Origin of the sequence: Altererythrobacter sp. C41 (assembly GCF_016803135.1) — a bacterium.
GTDB lineage: Bacteria > Pseudomonadota > Alphaproteobacteria > Sphingomonadales > Sphingomonadaceae > Pelagerythrobacter.
The window spans coordinates 13,257-31,223 of sequence record NZ_JAEVFE010000005.1; the positions used below are offsets into that span (position 1 = coordinate 13,257).

Consider the following 17,967-nt stretch of genomic DNA (forward strand, 5'->3'; position numbering starts at 1 on the left):
GGGTACGGGCCGGTGTCGCATCTTTCAAAAACATACTCAGCCGGTGACGGCGGCGATCGCCTGGACGAACTTCTCGATGTTGCCGCCGTGCAGTCCGGCGACGTTGATCCGGCCCGAGCCCGCCATGTAGATGGCATGCTCGGTCCGCAGCCGGCCGACCTGCTCCTTGCTCAGCGGCAGGACGGAGAACAGGCCGTTCTGGTGCGCCAGCGGCGTCAGGTCGACCGCGCCGGCCGTTCCCGCGTCCGCGAGCGACCGGCGCACGTGGCGCATCCGCTCGCGCATCGTCTCGAGTTCGTCGAGCCACAGCGCGGTCAGGTCCGCGTCGCGCAGCACGATCCGCACCGCCGCGCCGCCGTGATCGGGCGGCATCGACCAGGCCGCACGGGCCAGCGCATTGAGGTTCGACTGGATCGCGTCGATCTGCCCGGCGTCGCGGGCCAGCGCGTAGAGCGCGCCCACGCGGTCGCGGTACATGCCGAAGTTCTTGTCGCAGCTATAGGCAACCAGCGCTTCCGGCACCGCAGCCATCACGCGGCGCAGGCCGTAGGCGTCCTCCTTCATCCCGTGGCCGAGGCCCTGGTAGGCGAGGTCGAGGATCGGCAGCGCCGCGCCGCCCGCGAAGGCATCGGCGATGGCGTCCCACTCCTCGGCGGAGTAGTCGATGCCGGTCGGGTTGTGGCAGCAGCCGTGGAGCAGCACCGCCTCGCCTTCCTTCGCGCCGCGGATCGCGGCCAGCGCGGCCTCGGCATTGGCGGTGCCGTCGGGATTGGCATGGTCGAACATGACCGCCTCCACGCCCACGTCGGCGAGGATCTGCGCGTGGTTCGGCCAGCTCGGCGCGCCGAGGTGGATGCGGCTCACGCCCGCGCGCTGGGCCACCGCGACCGCGAGGCGCACCGCGCCGGTGCCGCCCGGCGTCTGCATGCCCTGCAGCCGCCCGCCCATCGTCCCGTCGCGCCCGAAGGCATGCGGTATCAGCGCATTGACGAAGCCCATGTCGCCCTCGGGGCCGAGGTAGGACTTGGAATCCTGCTCCTCGACCAGCCGCTGCTCGGCCTGCTTGATCGCGGCGAAGACGGGGGTGCCGCCCTGCCCGGTGCGATAGACGCCGACGCCGAGGTCGATCTTGTCCGGCCGGTCGTCGTCGGCATAGAGCTTGATCAGCGCCAGCAGGGCGTCGGGCGATTGGGGTTCGAGTCTGTCGAGCATGCGCCGCCCCATGCCCAGACGCGCGAGGGGCCGCAACAGGAAATCCTGTCGCGGCCCCTGCCCCTCCAAGCAATTTTGCTTGTGCGGCTAGAAGGGCATCCAGCGCTGCTCCTTCGAGAACTTCATGTAGCCCGCGTTGATGCCCAGGCGCAGGCCCGCACCCATGCGGATCGGGATCAGCACCACGTTGTCCTTGCGCAGGTAGCTGGCAGTGAGCCCGCCCACCACGTAGGCCTGCCCCTCGCCGGCCGGATAGCGTTCGTAGAGCTGCTCGGTATCGTAGAGGTTGTAGACCAGGACGAAGGTGTTCGCCGCGTTCGCGCCGACGTCGAACCCGATCGACGGGCCGGTCCAGTAGACCGGGCGCTGGCCCTCCACCTTGTGGTAGAGCGTGCCCGAACCGTAACGCGCACCGACGATGAACGCGCCGCCCGCCTCGCGGCCGACGATGTAGGCGTTGGGCTCGCCCTGCTCTTTCAGAAGATCCTGGATCATCCGCGCGAGACCCTCGGCGCCCTTGCCGAACAGGCCCTCGGCCGCGCCGATCAGGTCGTCTTCCTTGAACGTCTCGCTCTGCGCGCCGGCGACCTGGGTGGTGCCGGCGGTCTCTCCGGTGGCGACGGCGGTCTCGCCGCTCGCCGCGGGGTCGGCCCAGGCCGGTGCGACGGGCGCGCCGTCCGGCGGCGTCTCGCTGTAGGTGATGCTGTTGTCCTGCGCCGGCGCGGTCTGCTGCGGCGCCGGGGCGGAGGTCTCCTGCGCCGGGATCTCCTGGCTGTAGTCCGGCTGCGCGCCGGGTCTTTCCTCGAGATCGGCGTCGATCGCGGTGTCGGGATCGAACGTCTCGATCGATTGCGCGGCGAGCGGCGCCGCGGCGAGCGCGGCAACCGCGGCTGCGCCTGCGATCGCGCGGCGGATGATGGGAATGAGTTGCATGCGGCCCCTCCTGGTCCGAAATCGGGCCCGAAACCCGGACCTGTCCAGGGCCGAACAGAATCCTTTGCGGCTGAAGCGGCAATGAACCGGCGACGAATCGAATCGGAAACACGGCGAAACGAGTCGGAACGCCCCTGTTTTCATGGCTTTTGCCGAAGCGGAGAGAGGCGGCTTGCAGCACTCACCCGTGCCCGTTATAGCGCGCCCCTCGCACGCCGCCAGGCATGCGGAGACGTGGGTGAGTGGCTGAAACCAGTTCCCTGCTAAGGAACCATACCCTATCGGGTATCGAGGGTTCGAATCCCTCCGTCTCCGCCAGCGGCCTGACAATCAGCGAACCATAGCGATCGTGAGCGCGCGCGAAGGCGGCACCGGGATACCGGTATTGCTGAACGCTATGTTCAGCCGACCACGACCGGCCGCGGCGCGGTCGCTCTGGATCGAGATCTCTTGGCTTCTTGTCGGCGCCGGCAGCTAGGCCGCTCTCGCTCCGGCGATCAGCCCACGGGCCGCCAGATTCGCCATGAGGCTCGACACGCCGAAGGTCCATGGCGCGGCAGCCGCCGAGTGTGTCACGCGATTGACGAGCGTCCCCAGCTTGGGCGTCGATATGGAAACGATATCGCCAATCTTGTGCGTGAAACCACGGCCCGGATGATCGCGATCCTGGGTGGGAGCGAACAAGGTGCCGAGCAGCAGAACGAATCCGTCGGGATAGTGGTGTTCGCTCATGGTCTGTCGGAGAAGTTCATCCGGATCGCGGCTGATCTCCAGCATGGAGCTATGACCGTCCAGTTCGTACCCATCCTCGCCCCGGATGTGCAGAGTGACTTCGGCGGAGCGAACGTCGTTCATGCCGAAGCTCTCGTCGAACAGACGCACGAGCGGTCCGAGCGAGCACGAAGCGTTGTTGTCTTTCGCCTTCCCGAGCAGGAGTGCCGAACGCCCTTCGAAGTCCCGCAAGTTCACGTCGTTCGCGAGACATGCTCCGACCGGCTCACCCGTCTTGTCGGCCAGGAGCGCGATCTCCGGCTCGGGATTGCTCCAGGCCGAGTCACGCCGGATCCCGATGTCGGCGCCCCACCCAACGGTCGAGAGTATCTGCGATTTCGTGAAGATTTCCGCGTCCGGTCCGATCGCCACTTCCAGATATTGCGACCACATGCCTTCGTCGATCAGCGCCTGTTTGAGCACCATCGATTCACGCGAGCCCGGAACGATGCCGCGGATGCTGCCGCCGACGGCGTGTTCGAGCATTGCGCGCATTTCCCCTGCCTTGGCAGCGTCTCCGCGTGCGCGCTCTTCGATGACACGCTCGATCACCGAGACGGCAAAGGTAACGCCGGCCGCTTTGACGCACTGAAGATCGATGGGGCTTATGACGCGTGTCGCGGGCGACCAGTCGAAGCCGTCGATCTCGCCCAGAGCGATCCCAGCGGACGTATCGAAGGCGCGATCGGCGACGATTTGCGACGCGGTCGGAGCGACCCGGCTCATCTCATAAACCGTACCGCCCTCGACCAGAACCGGACTAGGCCCCTCCGCGGTAGCTATTCGGCCGAGAAAAAGCGCATCGCGCCAGTCGTCGGCCAACATATGCGTTCCGAAAGTCTGATCTATCATCGCGTGACCTGTTCCAATGGGTTCCTGATCCGGTTTCGAAGCCTGCTACCTATGCGGCCGGGACGAGCCCTCAATCGCGCGCGCGGCAGGCCTTCTGCTGCCGCGTTCGGATTGTTCGCTAGCCTGGGATAAGCGATGGGCCCGAACGACGGCAGCTAGGAGGCCGCACGAGCGTCACCGTCCGTCGGTTCGCGAAAAAGAGGCCTGGAGGCATCGAGCCACAGGAAGATGATCGCCGCGATCAGGCACAGTATCGACAGCACGTAGAACGCGGGCTCCCATCCTGCACTTGCGACGATATAGCCTGTAAGGACGCCGGCCAATGCCGCCCCGATGTTGCCGAAAGTATTCATCAGCGCCGAGACCGAACCTGCGTACTGGCCGCCCACATCGAGCGAGACCGCCCACGATACGCCCACCGTCAGCTCGAGTCCGAACACCGCAACACAGAAGCAAATGATGCTCACAGCCGTGTCATCCGCGGTGACGGCAACCGGAATGAGCACTGCGGCCATTCCGAAGCCGACGACCGCTACCAGCCGCCGCGCCAGCTTGAGCCCCCATTCGCGCTTGACGAGATGATCGGAGACGTATCCCCCAGCAAGGTCGCCAAGCACACCGGCGACCAGAGGAGCGCTGGCAAACAGGCCCATGGCTGCCAGTTCGAAGCCGCGCGCATCATTCAGGTAGTTGGGGAACCACGTGAGGAATATGTTGATGCAATACGCGTAGCAGAAATACATCGATGCGAGCAGCCACATCTGAGGATTGAGCAGGATCTGCTTCCAGGGCACGGAGCCGCTGCGCTTCGCCGAGTGATCGCCGAGCGCTTCCACGATCATCTCGCGCTCCGCGTCGTTTACGCCGGAGTGTTCGCTCGGATTGTCGCGATAATACCAGAACCAGATCGCGGCCCATATGACGCCGATCAATGCGAACAGGAAGAACGGCATCCTCCAGTCGTAAAGCCCAATCAGGGCAACGACGAGGACCGGGGTCAGGGCCCCACCGAGCCGGGAACCGGCGTGCGTCAGGCCTTGGGCCCAGCCCCGTTCCGAAGGCAACATCCAACGTGAGAGGGAGCGTGTCGCGATGGGAAACGCTCCCGCTTCGCCCATTCCGAACAGGAAGCGGCAAACGATCATGGACGCCGCCGACCACGTGAGCGCTGTGGCGGCGGTGAAGAACGACCACCAGGTAACAACCCAGGTAAGGGCCCGTCTCGGGCCGAAGCGGTCCCCAAGCCATCCGCCTGGAACCTGGAACAGCGCGTACGAGATCTGGAAGGCGAAGAATATCCAGCCCATCGTGACGACGGAAAAGCCGAACTCTTCCTGGATGGACGGCGCTGCAACCCCGATCACAACACGGTCCATGTAGGTGACCATGTAGGCGGCGACTGTGAGCCACAACACCGTGTGCCGGGTGCGCGTAGGACGTGCACTACGCGCCAGCGGCGCCGAAGTCGTTTCTTCCATGCTCGTCATTGCTGTACCTTCCGTCCGGCGATGTAGACCGCGTTGATCGTCCGGCTGTTGAGGATGTCAGCAAGCGGATCTGCATCGAGGACCACGAAGTCGGCCCAATGCGAGGTCTCGAGTGTTCCCAGGTCTTCGGCCTGAAGGAACTCCGCGGCCCGCCCCGTGGCGGCATGCAGCGCTTCGGCGGGGGTAAAGCCGGCGTCCACCATCAACTTCAGCTCCCAATGAGCGAAATAGCCGGGGAAACGTCCGGGAGGGCCGCTGTCGGTACCGAAAGCGAAGCTCACGCCGCCATCGGCGAGGCGCTTGTAATTGGCCTGGGCCGTTTCCAGGAACTGCGGATAGTCATGGAAATGCGCGCCCCCGGAGACGCTCTTCTGACGTTCGGGGCTGGCAAGCTGGGCGAGCGCCGTCTCGGAAACGGAGCGGCGAAAGAACGGATCATCGAGGAACGGTGCGGGCTCGCCATAGGCGAACATCGAGGCCTCGCGCGAAAGCGTCTCGGCAACCTGCCAGACGTCGTTCTCCTTCATGGCGCCGACGAGTTCCTGGTCCACCGGGCGGTCACGAACTGCGTGAGCGAGCGCGTCGACGCCTTGTTCGACCAGTTCCTTGGCGTCGGCGAGGTAGAAAATGTGGGCCGCCACCCGCAGGTCCCGTTCGTGGGCGGTGTCGATGATGGCCTGACTCATTTCGTAGGGCATCTTGGGCATTGTGCCCAATTCATCGTCCATCCAGAACTTGACGATGTCGACGCCCTTGTCGGCCTGGGCGTTCACTTCCGCGATGGCTTCTTCGACGGTGGCAACCTGGTTGTTGACGCCGGCAAGGCCGCCGTACCCGCCTTTGAAGACGAGGCCCTGTCCTGCTGTGTAGACCCGGGTCGTTTCCGGCCGGCCTTCGCGCTGCGCATTGCGGATGTCGAAGATGAGATCCTGGTCGGTGCCCATGCTGAGAACGGTGGTCACCCCGTAGGACGCATAAGTGCGAAGGTCCTTCTCGACGCTCTCTCGCGTGTAATTTGCCTTATCCTGGTTGAGATCGACGACATTCCCGAGATGGACGTGGAGGTCCATCAAACCGGGGATCACGTACTTCCCTGCAAGGTCCGTCGGCTCGACATCGTCGGGTATTCCCAGCTCTCCGACCGGGCCAATCCGGACAATGCGCCCGTCTTCGACCAGCATGCCGGCGTTCTCGACGGCTGGCGCACCGGTTCCATCGATGAGCGTGAAATTCGTATAGGCTTGGACGTCCTGGCCCGCCGAGCCGGAGCTTGCAGCATCGCAGCCTCCAACCGTAAGCGCCGCAACTACACCCAACCACCAGCGATTTCGCATCATTCGCCCTCCCTTTGGCTTGTTCGCCCTTTCACTTCGTCACGCCGAGCGCCTGCATTCGTGAGGCCGGGCGCGCCTTGCAAAAGGTCAGATCATTTTCGTCTCAGATTGGCAGCTCCACGAAGTTCGACGATCCGATGGCGTTCGTCCGCGCACGGCCTATGGGCGGGACAAGCCGCCAAAACCCGGAGATCTCATTCGGAAGCAGCCGCTGCCAGGCGGCAGAAAATGTGCAGGCGGACGGGCGCTCATCGACGGAGGAGCGGCACGCGGAATTCGGAGCGGCAATGATCCCCGCTGCGCCTAAGCTGCGCTGCATCTTCCTCTCCTCTCCGGCGGATGAACTCCGCGCTTATGAGCGGCAGGCAGCCTTTGGCCTGCAAAGGTGCTGGTTACCGCCGCCTCGCTACGGCTATGACCGTTTGGCGTCCATAGCTCCGCTGCGAATCATATCATATCTTATCTGGCAGCATAACGCCTTGATCCCGAGGCGCCATCCCTTTTTGCATGAAAGTCCATCTTCGGCCCCGGCTGGAGACCAGCTCCGGCAAGAGCACCGGCAGAACGGCGCGCTGCTTGCCGCGGACGGTGCGAGCACCGTCAGCCACCTAAATCGCTCGCCCTGCAACCACCTCTGCCACCCGCGCTAAGGCCGGTCGGCCTCGGTCGCGTCTCATTGCGAAACAGCAACGGCACGGTGGTAGAACTATCCCGGCTCCCGCACATAGAGAGAGAATGTATGCGTGCCACAAGCCGCTGCATGAGTGGAGACAATAGGTTGCTGAAATGATATCAGATGTGAAATGGGCCCTCTGATTTCAGGCGCCTCCCACACCTTTTTGAGACAGCAAGATGCCAAAAACGAAGACCAGCAAAAATTCTGACGCCGCCTCGGCGCTCGAGGACGGCTTTGCTCCGCGCGCGCGCGCGGCACGACCATCGGCGAGCCCGACCATGGTCAAGCAGGCTTACGACCACCTGTTGACGGCGCTCATGACCCTGCAGATCGCACCGGGCGACCGCATTGCGATTGATCAGGTGGCGCGAAGGCTGGACATTTCGCAAACGCCCGTCCGGGAAGCGCTTAGCCAGCTCGAGGCCAAGAAGCTGGTCGTCAAGACGCCCAATGTGGGATACCGGGCCAGCCCTCAGATGACGCGCGAAGAAGTGCGCGATCTATATGCGCTGCGCCAATTGATCGAGCCATATACCGCGGCTCGCGCTGCCGCCGCGATGTCGCCTCGCTCGATAGCAACGCTCAAGTCGATCGATCGGGCGATGTCCAGTATCGTGGACGGCGACCCCGACGCGTTCTCCAACTTCGCCGCGGCGGACGACCAGCTTCACCAACTGATTGCGGCCCTGAGCGGCAACCGTCTCGTGGCTGATATGCTGGAAGGGCTGCACGCCCACATGCATATCTTCCGCGCGCTCTACAGAACCAATGCGCCGAGCGAAGCGGCGGCCGAGCACAGAGTGGTCATCGATGCTCTGGTGGCCGGCGATCCAGACGGTGCGGAGAATGCCATGCGGATCCACCTGGAGCGCTCTCTTCAAAGAATGGATGAGGCGCTCGCAGGCGAGGAAGCCCCAACCACATAGAATTCCACAAAGAGTCCCTTGACAGCCGCACGGCCCGCTCCTAGCCAAATCATATAGGATAGGAAACAGGGGCCATGGATGAGCCTGGTGCGGTTGCATTTTGCGGCCTGGATTCATGCGGGCACCGAAAGGTGCACCCTCCAGGTGTTTGCGGCCCGCGTCTCCGGGCGGTCCGTGGCGACAGGCATTTCACTTGCGCCTTCTACCGGCCCTCCGCGCATGCGTCCTGACGACAGCGTGCCGGAGGGCTGGCTCCCATTCCGACGTCTCAAAGGGCGGCGAAGCGAACGCATCGCCGGTGTCAAACGTCGACCGAGCGCTTTCGATCGGTCGGGCAGAAAGCGAGCAATACGTGGAAGATACTAGCGCACTTTTCGGCGCCGCAAGGTTGCCCCGCGGGGTGTTGTTTGGACGTGAGCAGCGTAAGGCCATCGGGGCAGTCAGTGCTCGCCTGGGCACGCGCACCCTGCTGGTCACGGATCCCAGGCAGGCGGCGCAACCGGAGTTCGCGGCCATACAGGACGATCTTGCTGCCTGCGCTGTCGAGACGCAGGTGTTCGACGGCGTGGTACCGGATCTGCCAATTTCTGCGATTGAGGACTGTGTCGAACTCGCCCGGGTCTTCCAGCCCGAAGTGCTCATCGCAGTTGGTGGCGGCAGCTCGATGGACTTGGCCAAGGTGACCGCTGTCCTGTTGGCGCACGGCGGTCATGTTAGCGACTACTACGGCGAATTCGCGGTTCCCGGCCCGGTATTGCCGCTGATTGCGGTGCCGACCACCGCAGGAACGGGCTCCGAAGTGACGCCGGTAGCGGTCGTTTCCGATGAAGCGCGGGGCGCCAAGATCGGCATCGCCAGCCCGTACCTGATTCCCCAGGTCGCAATCTGCGATCCGGAACTGACGGTAAGTTGCCCGCCGGAATTGACTGCCGTGTCCGGTGCCGATGCACTTACCCACGCGATCGAATCGTTCACCGTAGCGAAGCGGCACTATGATCCGTTGCTGACGGAAGAGCATGTCTTCGTGGGAAAGAACGTGCTTTCCGATCACTTCGCGCGCCTCGCGGTCGTGAATCTGTTCCGTTACCTAGAGCGCGCGTTCAAGGATGGCAGTGACCTCGAGGCACGCGAAGGCGTGATGCTTGCGGCGCTCGCTGCGGGCTGCGCGTTCGGCACCGCCGGAACGGCGGCTGCCCATGCGCTGCAGTACCCTCTGGGCAATCTCACGCACACTGCGCACGGCGCAGGCGTTGCGGCGTTGTTGCCCTTTGTGATGCAGTTCAATCGGCCTGCTTGCGAGGAATCCTTTGCGGAATTGGCCGACCTGATCGGCCTGCCCGGCGGGAGCACGGAGGAGCGCTCACAAGCCTTCGTCGAGGCGGTCGCGGACTTGCTGGCCGTTATCGGCATTCCTCGCTCCCTCGCCGAACTGGGGCTGGCCGAAGATGAGCAGGAATACGTGGCCGCACACTCGCTGGATGCCGCGCGCCTCATCAAGAACAATCCGCGTCCGCTCGATCTCGCGGCAATGCGGGCGATAACGCAGGCGGCCTTCAGCGGAGACAGGCAGCGTCTGATCAAGATCTAATTCGAGGAACAATGATGACCGTCCACAGCTTCACGCTGCCCGATCGCCCCGGGCCGTTCGCCATCCCGACCGACAATCTGATCGGCGACGCCTGGCAGTCCAATGGCATGGGACGCATCGACGTCATCGATCCTTCCAGCGGGAGCGTGCTCACTTCCGTCGCCGACGCAGGTGTCGAAGAAGCTCTTGCTGCGGTTGACGCCGCCGAGGCGGCCGCGAAATCCTGGGCGGCCACCGCACCGCGAAAGCGCGCCGAGATTCTCGTCGCTTGTTTTCACGCGATTATGGCCGAACAGGAATGGCTGGCGCACCTGATCTCGCGCGAGAGCGGCAAGGCGCTATCCGATGCGCGCGGGGAAGTCGCTTATGCCGCTGAGTTCTTCCGCTGGTACGCGGAAGAGGCCGTCCGCATCAACGGCGAACTGAACATGTCGCCCAGCGGCGCCAACCGCATCATGGTGCAATATCAGCCGATCGGCATCGCGCTTTTGATAACGCCCTGGAATTTCCCGGCTGCCATGGCGACTCGCAAGATCGCGCCGGCGCTCGCCGCGGGATGCACCTGCATTCTGAAACCCGCCGAGGAAACTCCGCTTACCGCCCAAGCGGTATTGGAGATCATCCGCCAGGCCGGGGTGCCGGCAGGCGTGGTCAACCTCATCAATACCAGCGATCCAGGGCCGGTATGCCGCGCAATTTTGCACGATCCGCGCGTACGAAAACTATCGTTCACTGGATCTACCGAGGTCGGCAGAATACTGCTGCGGGAAGCAGCGGATCAGGTCATCAAAACCTCAATGGAACTGGGGGGCAACGCGCCCTTCCTGGTCTTCGATGATGCGGATCTCGATGAGGCCATAGAAGGCGCCTTGCTCGCCAAGATGCGTAACGGGGGCGAAGCATGCACCGCGGCAAATCGCTTCTACGTCCACCGCCGGCTCCACAATGCCTTCGTCGCCAAGCTATGCGAGCGAATGGGTGCCATTGCGGTGGGCCCGGGCGCGGACCCGGCAACCCAATGCGGCGCCATGATAAATCAGGCCTCGATCGACAAGATCGAGCGGCTGGTAGCCGACGCGGTGAAGCGGGGGGCCGAGGTGAAGCTGGGCGGCAAGACGCTGGCCCAGCCGGGCTATTTCTATCCTCCGTCGGTCATCGCGAACGTCCAGCCAGGTTCGGAAATCCTTTCGACCGAGGTCTTCGGCCCGGTTGCGGCGGTGATCCCCTTCGAGGATGAGGATCAGGCAATCGAACTTGCCAACGCCACCGAGCATGGCCTCGCCGCTTACGTCTATTCGCGGAGCCTGGAGCGAGCGCTGCCGATCGCGGAACGCATCGATTGCGGCATGGTCGCGATCAACCGCGGGCTGGTTTCGGATGCCGCAGCGCCCTTCGGTGGCGTCAAGCAGAGTGGGCTCGGCCGCGAAGGATCACACCACGGCCTGCTCGAATATTGCGAGGCGAAGTACATCGCCGTGAGCTGGTGATGCATATGCGAGGGGTACGGATCGTCAATGATCCGGCCCGGCGGAGAGAGGATGAACACCTATGGCAGAACTGACCAGGCGCAGACTTCTTGAAGGTTCGGCGCTCGCTGTCGCGACAGTGGGGCTAGGAGGATTCCGGCGAGCGCTGGCCCAGCCTATGCAGTCCGGAGACGGGGATACCGAATGGCACCACTATGCAGGTGACCAGGCGAACACCCGTTATGCCCCGCTTGATCAGATCAACGGGGAGAATTTCGGTGATCTCGAGTTGGCGTGGTCTTTCAAGACCGACGTGCTGGGCGCGCGCAAGGAATACCAGTTCGAAGCTACGCCGCTGCTGATCAAGGGACGCCTGTTCCTCACCGCGGGCTCACGCCGCGACTGCATATCGGTCGATGCGGCAACGGGCGAGTTGCTATGGATGTACCGCCTGGACGAAGGTGCGCGCGCGAGCAACTCGCCTCGTCAGCTGTCCGGGCACGGATGTTCCTACTGGACCGACGGCACCGAAGAACGCATCCTCTTCGTCACGATCGGTTATCAGCTCGTATCTCTCGATGCCAAAACAGGCCGGCCGGACCCCGCCTTCGGTGACGGTGGGATCGTGGATCTCAAGCGCAACTTCGATCAGGATATCGATCCCGAAACCGCGGATGTCGGCCTCCACTCCACGCCGCTGGTGGCGCGCGACACTGTCGTCGTGGGTGCGGCGCACACGGCCGGCGATGCCCCCCCGATCAAAGACAATGTGAAGGGCTATATTCGCGGATTCGACGTCCGGACCGGCAAACGCAAATGGATTTTCCACACGATCCCGAGAAAGGGTGAATTCGGTTACGATACCTGGCTCGAGGACGATGCAGAGAACGCCGGCAATGCAGGTGCCTGGGCGCAGATGTCGGCCGACGAAGAGCTAGGCCTCGTGTACGTCCCCGTCGAGCTGGCAACCGGCGACGAAGTGGGAATATTCCGCCGAGGCAATGCGCTGTTCGGCGAATCCCTCGTCGCGCTCGATATCGAGACGGGTGAACGCCGGTGGCACTACCAGTTCATCCATCACGGTCTGTGGGACCACGACATCCCGTGCGCACCGATCCTTTGCGACATCCCGGTAGAGGGACGTATCGTGAAGGCCCTGGCACAGCCGTCCAAACAGTCGTTCCTCTATGTGCTCGATCGCACGAACGGTGAGCCTGTCTGGCCGATCGAGGAGCGTGAGGTAGAGGCGGGCGACGTGCCGGGCGAGTGGTATTCGCCAACGCAGCCCTTCCCCACCAAGCCGCCGGCCTACGATATACAGGGCGTAACCGAGGACGACCTGATCGATTTCACCCCCGAGTTGCGGGCGGAAGCGCTCGAGCTCGTCGAGCAATACAAGATCGGTCCCCTGTTCACGCCCCCCGTTCTGAGCAAACCCGGACGGTGGGGCACGATCATGTCTCCCGGCATTCAGGGCGGGACCAACTGGCCCGGCGGATGCTACGACCCTGAAACCCACACCGTGTTCGTCTATTCCAAGAACCAGCCTGGGGTGGTGGGCATTATTCCCAACACGGATGAGAGCGTTTCGGAGTTTCCCTACATCCGCGGCATTCACGGTAACGAGCCGCGCGCTATGTCGCCCATGGGTGCCGCGCCTTCTAACCCGTTGCCACCTCGTCGCCCCCCTTCGAACCAGCAGGAAGGAGATGGCCCCCCGCCCGGCATCTTGTCGGTTCAGGGTCTGCCGCTGCTAAAGCCGCCTTACGGCCGCATCACCGCAATCGATCTGACACGGGGCGAACATCGCTGGCAGATCGCCCATGGCGAGACGCCCGACAACATTCGCAATCATCCCGCTCTGAAGGGCATCGATATCCCGCGAACCGGCCGCGCCGGCAATCTCGGCCCTCTCGTCACGAAGACGCTGGTGATCTGCGGCGAAGCGGGATTCTACACCAACGAGTACGGCATTCGCGGGGCCATGCTCCGGGCCTACGACAAGGCGACGGGCGACGAGAAGGGGGCCGTCTACATGCCCGCGCCACAGAGCGGCTCGCCGATGACCTACATGCTCGGCGGACGCCAGTATATCGTCGTCGCAATCGGAGGCGGCAATTACAGCGCGGAGCTGCTCGCTTTCCGCCTACCACCAGGAGTAGTATGATGCCGATCAACCTGAAGAAGACCGTCGCGGCCACATCTACGCTTGCCGCCTTGACCGGCTTGGGCCTGTTCGCGGCGCAGGCGCAGGCACCGCAACGCAATGTCTGGTCCGGCGTCTACACTGCCGCACAGGCCGCGCGCGGCGCCGATGCCTATGCCATGCATTGCGCAGCATGCCACGGCTCCTCGCTGGAAGGCATCGATGTGGCTCCCGCGCTTACGGGCGCCACTTTTTCCAGCAACTGGAACAATACGTCAGCGGCGGATCTACACGAGCGCATCAAGCTCACGATGCCGATTCAGGCGCCCAACAGCCTCGGCGGACGCATGGTCGCCGATATCGAGGCCTATATTTTCCAGGCCAATGGCATGCCCGCGGGCGATCTCGATCTGCCACCTAACCCCGCGCTGATGCGCAATGTCGTGATAACCTCGCAGAAGCCGGCCGATGACGAAGGCGACTGTACCTGTTGAACCGCAAGAGGCTGCGTCGCACGGTTTGCGGCGCAGCCTGTTCCTTCAGCCGAAGCGTCCGATCACTGCCCTGTCCAGTCAGGGATGCGCCTCGTCTTGGCCAGGAAGTCCGCCACACCGCGACGGAAATCCGCGCTGCCGTAGACGCCGGCGATCAGTTCCTCGATATCGGGCAGGCCCTCGAATACCATCCGGCGGATCGTTTCCTTGGTGGCGTGCGTGGTCAAAGGAGCGTTAGCGGATGCCTGCTCGCATAATGCAGCAACTTCCGCATCCATGTTCTCCCGTTCGACCAGTTTGAGCAGGAAGCCGCTCGCGTAGAGCTGATCTGCGGTCAGCATCTCGCCAAGCAGGACCATTCGCTTGGCGAATTGCACTCCCACCGCAGCGCCTATCCGCGCCACGCTTGCAGCGGATAGGCAATTGCCGATGGTGCGCCCGATCGGCGAGCCGAACTTCGAATCCGGCGTGGCGATGCGGAAATCGCAGGCGGATGCGATATTGATTCCGCCGCCGACCGCCCAGCCTTCGACAACCGCGATCGTCGTGCAAGGAATGGCGTCGAGCGCCCCCATGCACTCGTCTATCTCACGCTCGTAAGCAACACCTTGCCGGCCGTCTTCGTACTCGGCAAACTTGGAGATATCCGTGCCGGAGACAAACGCCTTGCCGCCGGCGCCCCGGAAGGTAACGACGCGAACGGAGCGATCCTGCGCAAACTCGCGCGCAGCATCGCGCAGATCGAACCACATCTGGCTCGTCAAGGCGTTGTGCGCGGATGGGTTGTCCATACGGACATGCGCCGCCGCGCCATCGCGCGTGACTGTGATACGCCCCTCGCTCATTCCGCCGCCTCCGCGCCTTTGGACAGCAAGCCTCGCTCCATCAGTTCCTCGCGGATGGCATCGCCGTGTTCGTCGAGCAGTGGCGGTGGCAACCTCACTTCCTGCGGCGTACCGCGCATCTTGACCGGAAAGCCGAGCGAGCGGAACTCTCCCTCCACCGGATGTTCCACCATCATCATCATCTCGCGCGCTTCGGCCTGCTCGCTTGCAATGGCTTCACCATAGTCGAGGATAGGCGCCGCGGGGACGCCTGCGCCCAGAAGAGTGTCGATCCACTCCTGCTTGGTGCGCGTCTTGAAGGTAGGCGCCATCGCGTCGATCAGCTCCTGGCGGTTCTGGACACGCGATGCGTTGTCGGACCAGCGGGGATCGTCCTGCAATTCCGCCCTCCCCATCACATCGATCATCTTGAGCCACAGGCCCTGGTTTGCGGCACCGATCACGAACCAGCCGTCCGATGCTTCTACCGCTTGGTAGGGGGCCGACATGCGGTTGGCAGAGCCGATAGGTTGAGGCGGTTTTCCCGTGCCCCACAGTTCGGCCGTTTCCCAGATCGACAGGCCCAGGGCAGCTTCCAGCAGCGATGCGTCGATGTACTGACCCTTGCCCGTTTTTTCTCGTCCGATGATCGCGCTGAGTATTCCGTAAACGCTGAACAGGCCTGCACCGAGATCGGCAACGGCGATCGAATTCTTGGCCGGCTCCATGCCCGGGAATCCGTTCGAACTCAGGACCCCGGACATAGCCTGCGCAATCAGGTCGAAACCGGGACGCATTGCCCAGGGCCCGGTCTGGCCGAAGCCCGAAATACTGGCATAGACGAGCCTGGGATTGAGCTCGCTTAGCGTCGCGTAATCGATGCCAAGCCGCTGCGCGACGCCCGGCCGCGCGTTTTCGACCAGAACGTCGGCAGTCTTGACCAAGGCGTAGAGGACCTCGCGTTCGGCTTGATCTTTCAGATTCAGGCAGATGCTGCGCTTGTTGCGATTGAGCGCGAGAAAACCCGGACTGTCCTCCCCCTTCAGACGAAATCCCATGGAATGGCGCGTCGAATCGCCGGTTCGCGGCGGCTCGATCTTGATGACGTCGGCTCCCATGTCGCCCAGCAACATGCAGCAGAATGGCCCCGCCATGACCTGCGAGATGTCGAGGACGCGCAGCCCCGCGAGCGGCAAGTGTGCCATCAGAATGTCTCTCCTCAATAACCTTCTAATTCTGGCCTAAATCATATTGTATATGATTCCAAGGCGGTTTAACGTAGCGCTTTAGATGGACCTGCCGGGGGCCGATGCCCCCAGGCAAGCCTTTATAGGGAGAGGGCTTACCGATGCGATTGAAGCACTGGCCCGGATTCTTGATCGGAAGCCTGTTGGCGACAACCGCTTGCCCGGCACTTCTGGCGGAGGGTCCCGGCGATTGGAGCAGCTACGGGCACGACGAGAGCCACGCGCGGCATTCGCAGCTGACCGTAATCACCCCCGAAAATGTCCACCAATTGCGCAAGCTGTGGACCTTCAACATGCGCCCCGAGGGCCAAGCTGCAGAGGCGGTCGCAATGCCCGACACCTCGGCGCCGCCACAGCCGTCTCGTTATTCCGCGTCGCAAGCCACTCCTCTCGTCGTGGACGGCACGATGTATCTGCCGACTCCCTATAACCGCATCGTGGCTCTCAACGCCTCCACGGGCGAAGAGCGATGGGTTTTCGTGCTGCCCGACAAGGACCAGGCGTCGACTCGCGGCGTGGCATACTGGCCAGGGGACGGCGAGGTCGGCCCCCGGATCGTGTTTGGCTCGCGGAACGGAAAACTCTACGCGCTCGACGCAGCCACGGGCCGTCTTGCGGAGGGGTTCGGAGAATCGGGCGCGGTGAACATGAAGACGCCCGAAGTCATGAACGGCACGCGCGCGCCGCTGGGCATGACCAGTCCGCCGGCGATTTACCGCAATCTCATCATTACCGGCTCGCGCGTGCAGGAGATGCCGGTCAAGGGCGCGCGGGGCGACGTACGCGCCTGGAACGCGGTTACCGGCGAACTCGTGTGGACGTTCCGCACCATCCCGCGCCCGGGCGAACCCGGCTTCGAAACCTGGGAGGGCGACAGCTGGAAGGATCGCTCCGGCGCCAACGTCTGGACATTCATTCCCGTCGATAATGAGCGCGGCATCGCCTATCTCCCCGTCGGCGCTCCCACCTATGACCGATGGGGCGGCGACCGCCCGGGCGAGAATCTCTACGGCAATTCCGTGGTCGCGGTGAACGCAGCCACCGGCGAATACCTGTGGCACTTTCAGACGGTGCATCACGACATTTGGGACGTCGATCTCCCGGTCGTGACCCTCGTCGACGTGAAGCGCGACGGCGAGACGATCCCCGCGATCGTGGCGATGAACAAGATGGCAATCATGTTCATCCTCGATCGCGTGACCGGCGAGCCACTCTACGACGTGACGGAAGTCCCGGTCCCTACCGAAACCGATATTCCGGACGAACGGCCCTGGCCCACGCAGCCCATGCCGGCCAAGCCCGCGCCGCTCGCCCGCCTGAGCTTCGACATGAGTGAGATCGTCGAGGGACCGCCAACTCTGCGCGCAGCGTGCGAGAAGGTTGCCGCAGAGCTGAACGTGGTCGGCAGCAAGATGTTTCAGCCGTTGCGGGCGGATTCAGCTGTTGCATTTTTTCCCGGCAGCCTCGGCGGAGTGGACTGGGGCGGCGGATCGTTCGACCCTGCGACCTCGCTTTACGTCGTCAACATCAACAGTCTCGGAAGCCCCCAGCAGATGGAGCAGCAGCCCGACGGCAGTTGGGGCATGAAGACCGGCTACACGTACTTCCGTGACCCCGAGACTGGCCACCCCTGCGGCAAGCCGCCGTGGGGCGAGCTGGTGGCGGTAAACGTGAATACCGGGGACGTCGCCTGGCGAACTGTCTTGGGCGACAACGAAGAGCCCCTGCTCAAGGATGCGGGGCGGATCAGCGCCGGAGGCCCGATCACCACGGCTAGCGGCCTGACCTTTATCGGCGCGACGACGGATTCAATGATCCGAGCGTTCGACACCCGCACAGGCGAGTTGCTCTGGAAGGACCAGCTGCCTGCCTCAAACTACGGAACCCCCATGACATACGCGATGGAGGACGGGCGCCAGGCGCTCGCCGTCGTGGCTACGGGCGGGTTCGCATCCCAACCTCCGACTGCCGACGAGGTGGTCGTCTATACCCTGCCATGAGGTCTTTCTAT

Annotated in this window: 13 protein-coding genes and 1 tRNA gene; 7 read left to right on the plus strand and 7 right to left on the minus strand. The window is 63.6% G+C overall.

Annotated features, from left to right (window positions below; genetic code table 11):
- Nucleotides 1-36: 36 nt before the first annotated feature.
- Nucleotides 37-1,212, minus strand: a complete 1,176-nt coding sequence (locus JNO53_RS10290) for an amino acid aminotransferase (RefSeq protein ID WP_203110575.1) — start codon at nt 1,210-1,212, stop codon at nt 37-39.
- An 87-nt stretch (nt 1,213-1,299) separates the two neighbouring features.
- Nucleotides 1,300-2,145, minus strand: a complete 846-nt coding sequence (locus tag JNO53_RS10295; RefSeq protein WP_203110577.1) for a DUF1134 domain-containing protein — start codon at nt 2,143-2,145, stop codon at nt 1,300-1,302.
- Between the two features lie 228 nt (nt 2,146-2,373).
- Here JNO53_RS10295 and JNO53_RS10300 point away from each other — a divergent pair.
- Nucleotides 2,374-2,463: transfer RNA gene (locus tag JNO53_RS10300), tRNA-Ser, on the plus strand.
- Between the two features lie 156 nt (nt 2,464-2,619).
- Here JNO53_RS10300 and JNO53_RS10305 read toward each other — a convergent pair.
- From JNO53_RS10305 to JNO53_RS10315, 3 genes are all read right to left on the minus strand, one after another.
- On the minus strand, nt 2,620-3,768 hold the full coding sequence (locus JNO53_RS10305; RefSeq protein ID WP_203110579.1) for a fumarylacetoacetate hydrolase family protein: 1,149 nt from the start codon (nt 3,766-3,768) through the stop codon (nt 2,620-2,622).
- Nucleotides 3,769-3,923: 155 nt separating this feature from the next.
- Nucleotides 3,924-5,255 (minus strand): MFS transporter, encoded by a 1,332-nt coding sequence (locus tag JNO53_RS10310; protein ID WP_203110581.1) that lies wholly within the window; start codon nt 5,253-5,255, stop codon nt 3,924-3,926.
- Entirely contained in the window at nt 5,252-6,589 is a 1,338-nt protein-coding gene (locus JNO53_RS10315) for an amidohydrolase family protein (protein ID WP_203110589.1), read from the minus strand. Before JNO53_RS10315 ends, JNO53_RS10310 begins: the two co-directional genes overlap by 4 nt.
- Nucleotides 6,590-7,441: 852 nt before the next feature.
- On the opposite strand from JNO53_RS10315, the gene JNO53_RS10320 reads away from it, so the two are divergent.
- From JNO53_RS10320 to JNO53_RS10340, 5 genes are all read left to right on the plus strand, one after another.
- Nucleotides 7,442-8,191, plus strand: a complete 750-nt coding sequence (locus JNO53_RS10320) for a GntR family transcriptional regulator (RefSeq protein ID WP_203110591.1) — start codon at nt 7,442-7,444, stop codon at nt 8,189-8,191.
- 298 nt (nt 8,192-8,489) lie between these two features.
- The gene (locus tag JNO53_RS10325) at nt 8,490-9,779 is read left to right on the plus strand and encodes an iron-containing alcohol dehydrogenase (protein ID WP_338015338.1); all 1,290 of its coding nucleotides are present in this window, start codon (nt 8,490-8,492) and stop codon (nt 9,777-9,779) included.
- A gap of 14 nt (nt 9,780-9,793) precedes the next feature.
- Entirely contained in the window at nt 9,794-11,266 is a 1,473-nt protein-coding gene (locus JNO53_RS10330; RefSeq protein ID WP_238401830.1) for an NAD-dependent succinate-semialdehyde dehydrogenase, read from the plus strand.
- 61 nt (nt 11,267-11,327) lie between these two features.
- Nucleotides 11,328-13,412, plus strand: a complete 2,085-nt coding sequence (locus JNO53_RS10335) for an outer membrane protein assembly factor BamB family protein (protein WP_203110597.1) — start codon at nt 11,328-11,330, stop codon at nt 13,410-13,412.
- Nucleotides 13,412-13,885, plus strand: coding sequence for a c-type cytochrome (locus JNO53_RS10340; protein WP_203110599.1), 474 nt, complete (start codon nt 13,412-13,414; stop codon nt 13,883-13,885). Before JNO53_RS10335 ends, JNO53_RS10340 begins: the two co-directional genes overlap by 1 nt.
- A gap of 62 nt (nt 13,886-13,947) precedes the next feature.
- Here JNO53_RS10340 and JNO53_RS10345 read toward each other — a convergent pair whose 3' ends face one another.
- Nucleotides 13,948-14,730 (minus strand): enoyl-CoA hydratase, encoded by a 783-nt coding sequence (locus tag JNO53_RS10345; RefSeq protein ID WP_203110601.1) that lies wholly within the window; start codon nt 14,728-14,730, stop codon nt 13,948-13,950.
- Entirely contained in the window at nt 14,727-15,914 is a 1,188-nt protein-coding gene (locus tag JNO53_RS10350; protein ID WP_203110603.1) for a CaiB/BaiF CoA transferase family protein, read from the minus strand. Before JNO53_RS10350 ends, JNO53_RS10345 begins: the two co-directional genes overlap by 4 nt.
- 185 nt (nt 15,915-16,099) lie before the next feature.
- Here JNO53_RS10350 and JNO53_RS10355 point away from each other — a divergent pair, with 185 nt between their 5' ends.
- The gene (locus JNO53_RS10355; RefSeq protein WP_238401831.1) at nt 16,100-17,956 is read left to right on the plus strand and encodes an outer membrane protein assembly factor BamB family protein; all 1,857 of its coding nucleotides are present in this window, start codon (nt 16,100-16,102) and stop codon (nt 17,954-17,956) included.
- Nucleotides 17,957-17,967: the final 11 nt, after the last annotated feature.

Coding starts and splice junctions, on each gene's coding strand:
- JNO53_RS10315 (WP_203110589.1), bottom strand. CDS start 6,589: ATGCGAAATCGCTGGTGGTTGGGTGTAGTTGCGGCGCTTACGGTTGGA.
- JNO53_RS10345 (WP_203110601.1), bottom strand. CDS start 14,730: ATGAGCGAGGGGCGTATCACAGTCACGCGCGATGGCGCGGCGGCGCAT.
- JNO53_RS10335 (WP_203110597.1), top strand. CDS start 11,328: ATGGCAGAACTGACCAGGCGCAGACTTCTTGAAGGTTCGGCGCTCGCT.
- JNO53_RS10305 (WP_203110579.1), bottom strand. CDS start 3,768: ATGATAGATCAGACTTTCGGAACGCATATGTTGGCCGACGACTGGCGC.
- JNO53_RS10295 (WP_203110577.1), bottom strand. CDS start 2,145: ATGCAACTCATTCCCATCATCCGCCGCGCGATCGCAGGCGCAGCCGCG.
- JNO53_RS10290 (WP_203110575.1), bottom strand. CDS start 1,212: ATGCTCGACAGACTCGAACCCCAATCGCCCGACGCCCTGCTGGCGCTG.
- JNO53_RS10330 (WP_238401830.1), top strand. CDS start 9,794: ATGACCGTCCACAGCTTCACGCTGCCCGATCGCCCCGGGCCGTTCGCC.
- JNO53_RS10310 (WP_203110581.1), bottom strand. CDS start 5,255: ATGACGAGCATGGAAGAAACGACTTCGGCGCCGCTGGCGCGTAGTGCA.
- JNO53_RS10350 (WP_203110603.1), bottom strand. CDS start 15,914: ATGGCACACTTGCCGCTCGCGGGGCTGCGCGTCCTCGACATCTCGCAG.
- JNO53_RS10320 (WP_203110591.1), top strand. CDS start 7,442: ATGCCAAAAACGAAGACCAGCAAAAATTCTGACGCCGCCTCGGCGCTC.
- JNO53_RS10340 (WP_203110599.1), top strand. CDS start 13,412: ATGCCGATCAACCTGAAGAAGACCGTCGCGGCCACATCTACGCTTGCC.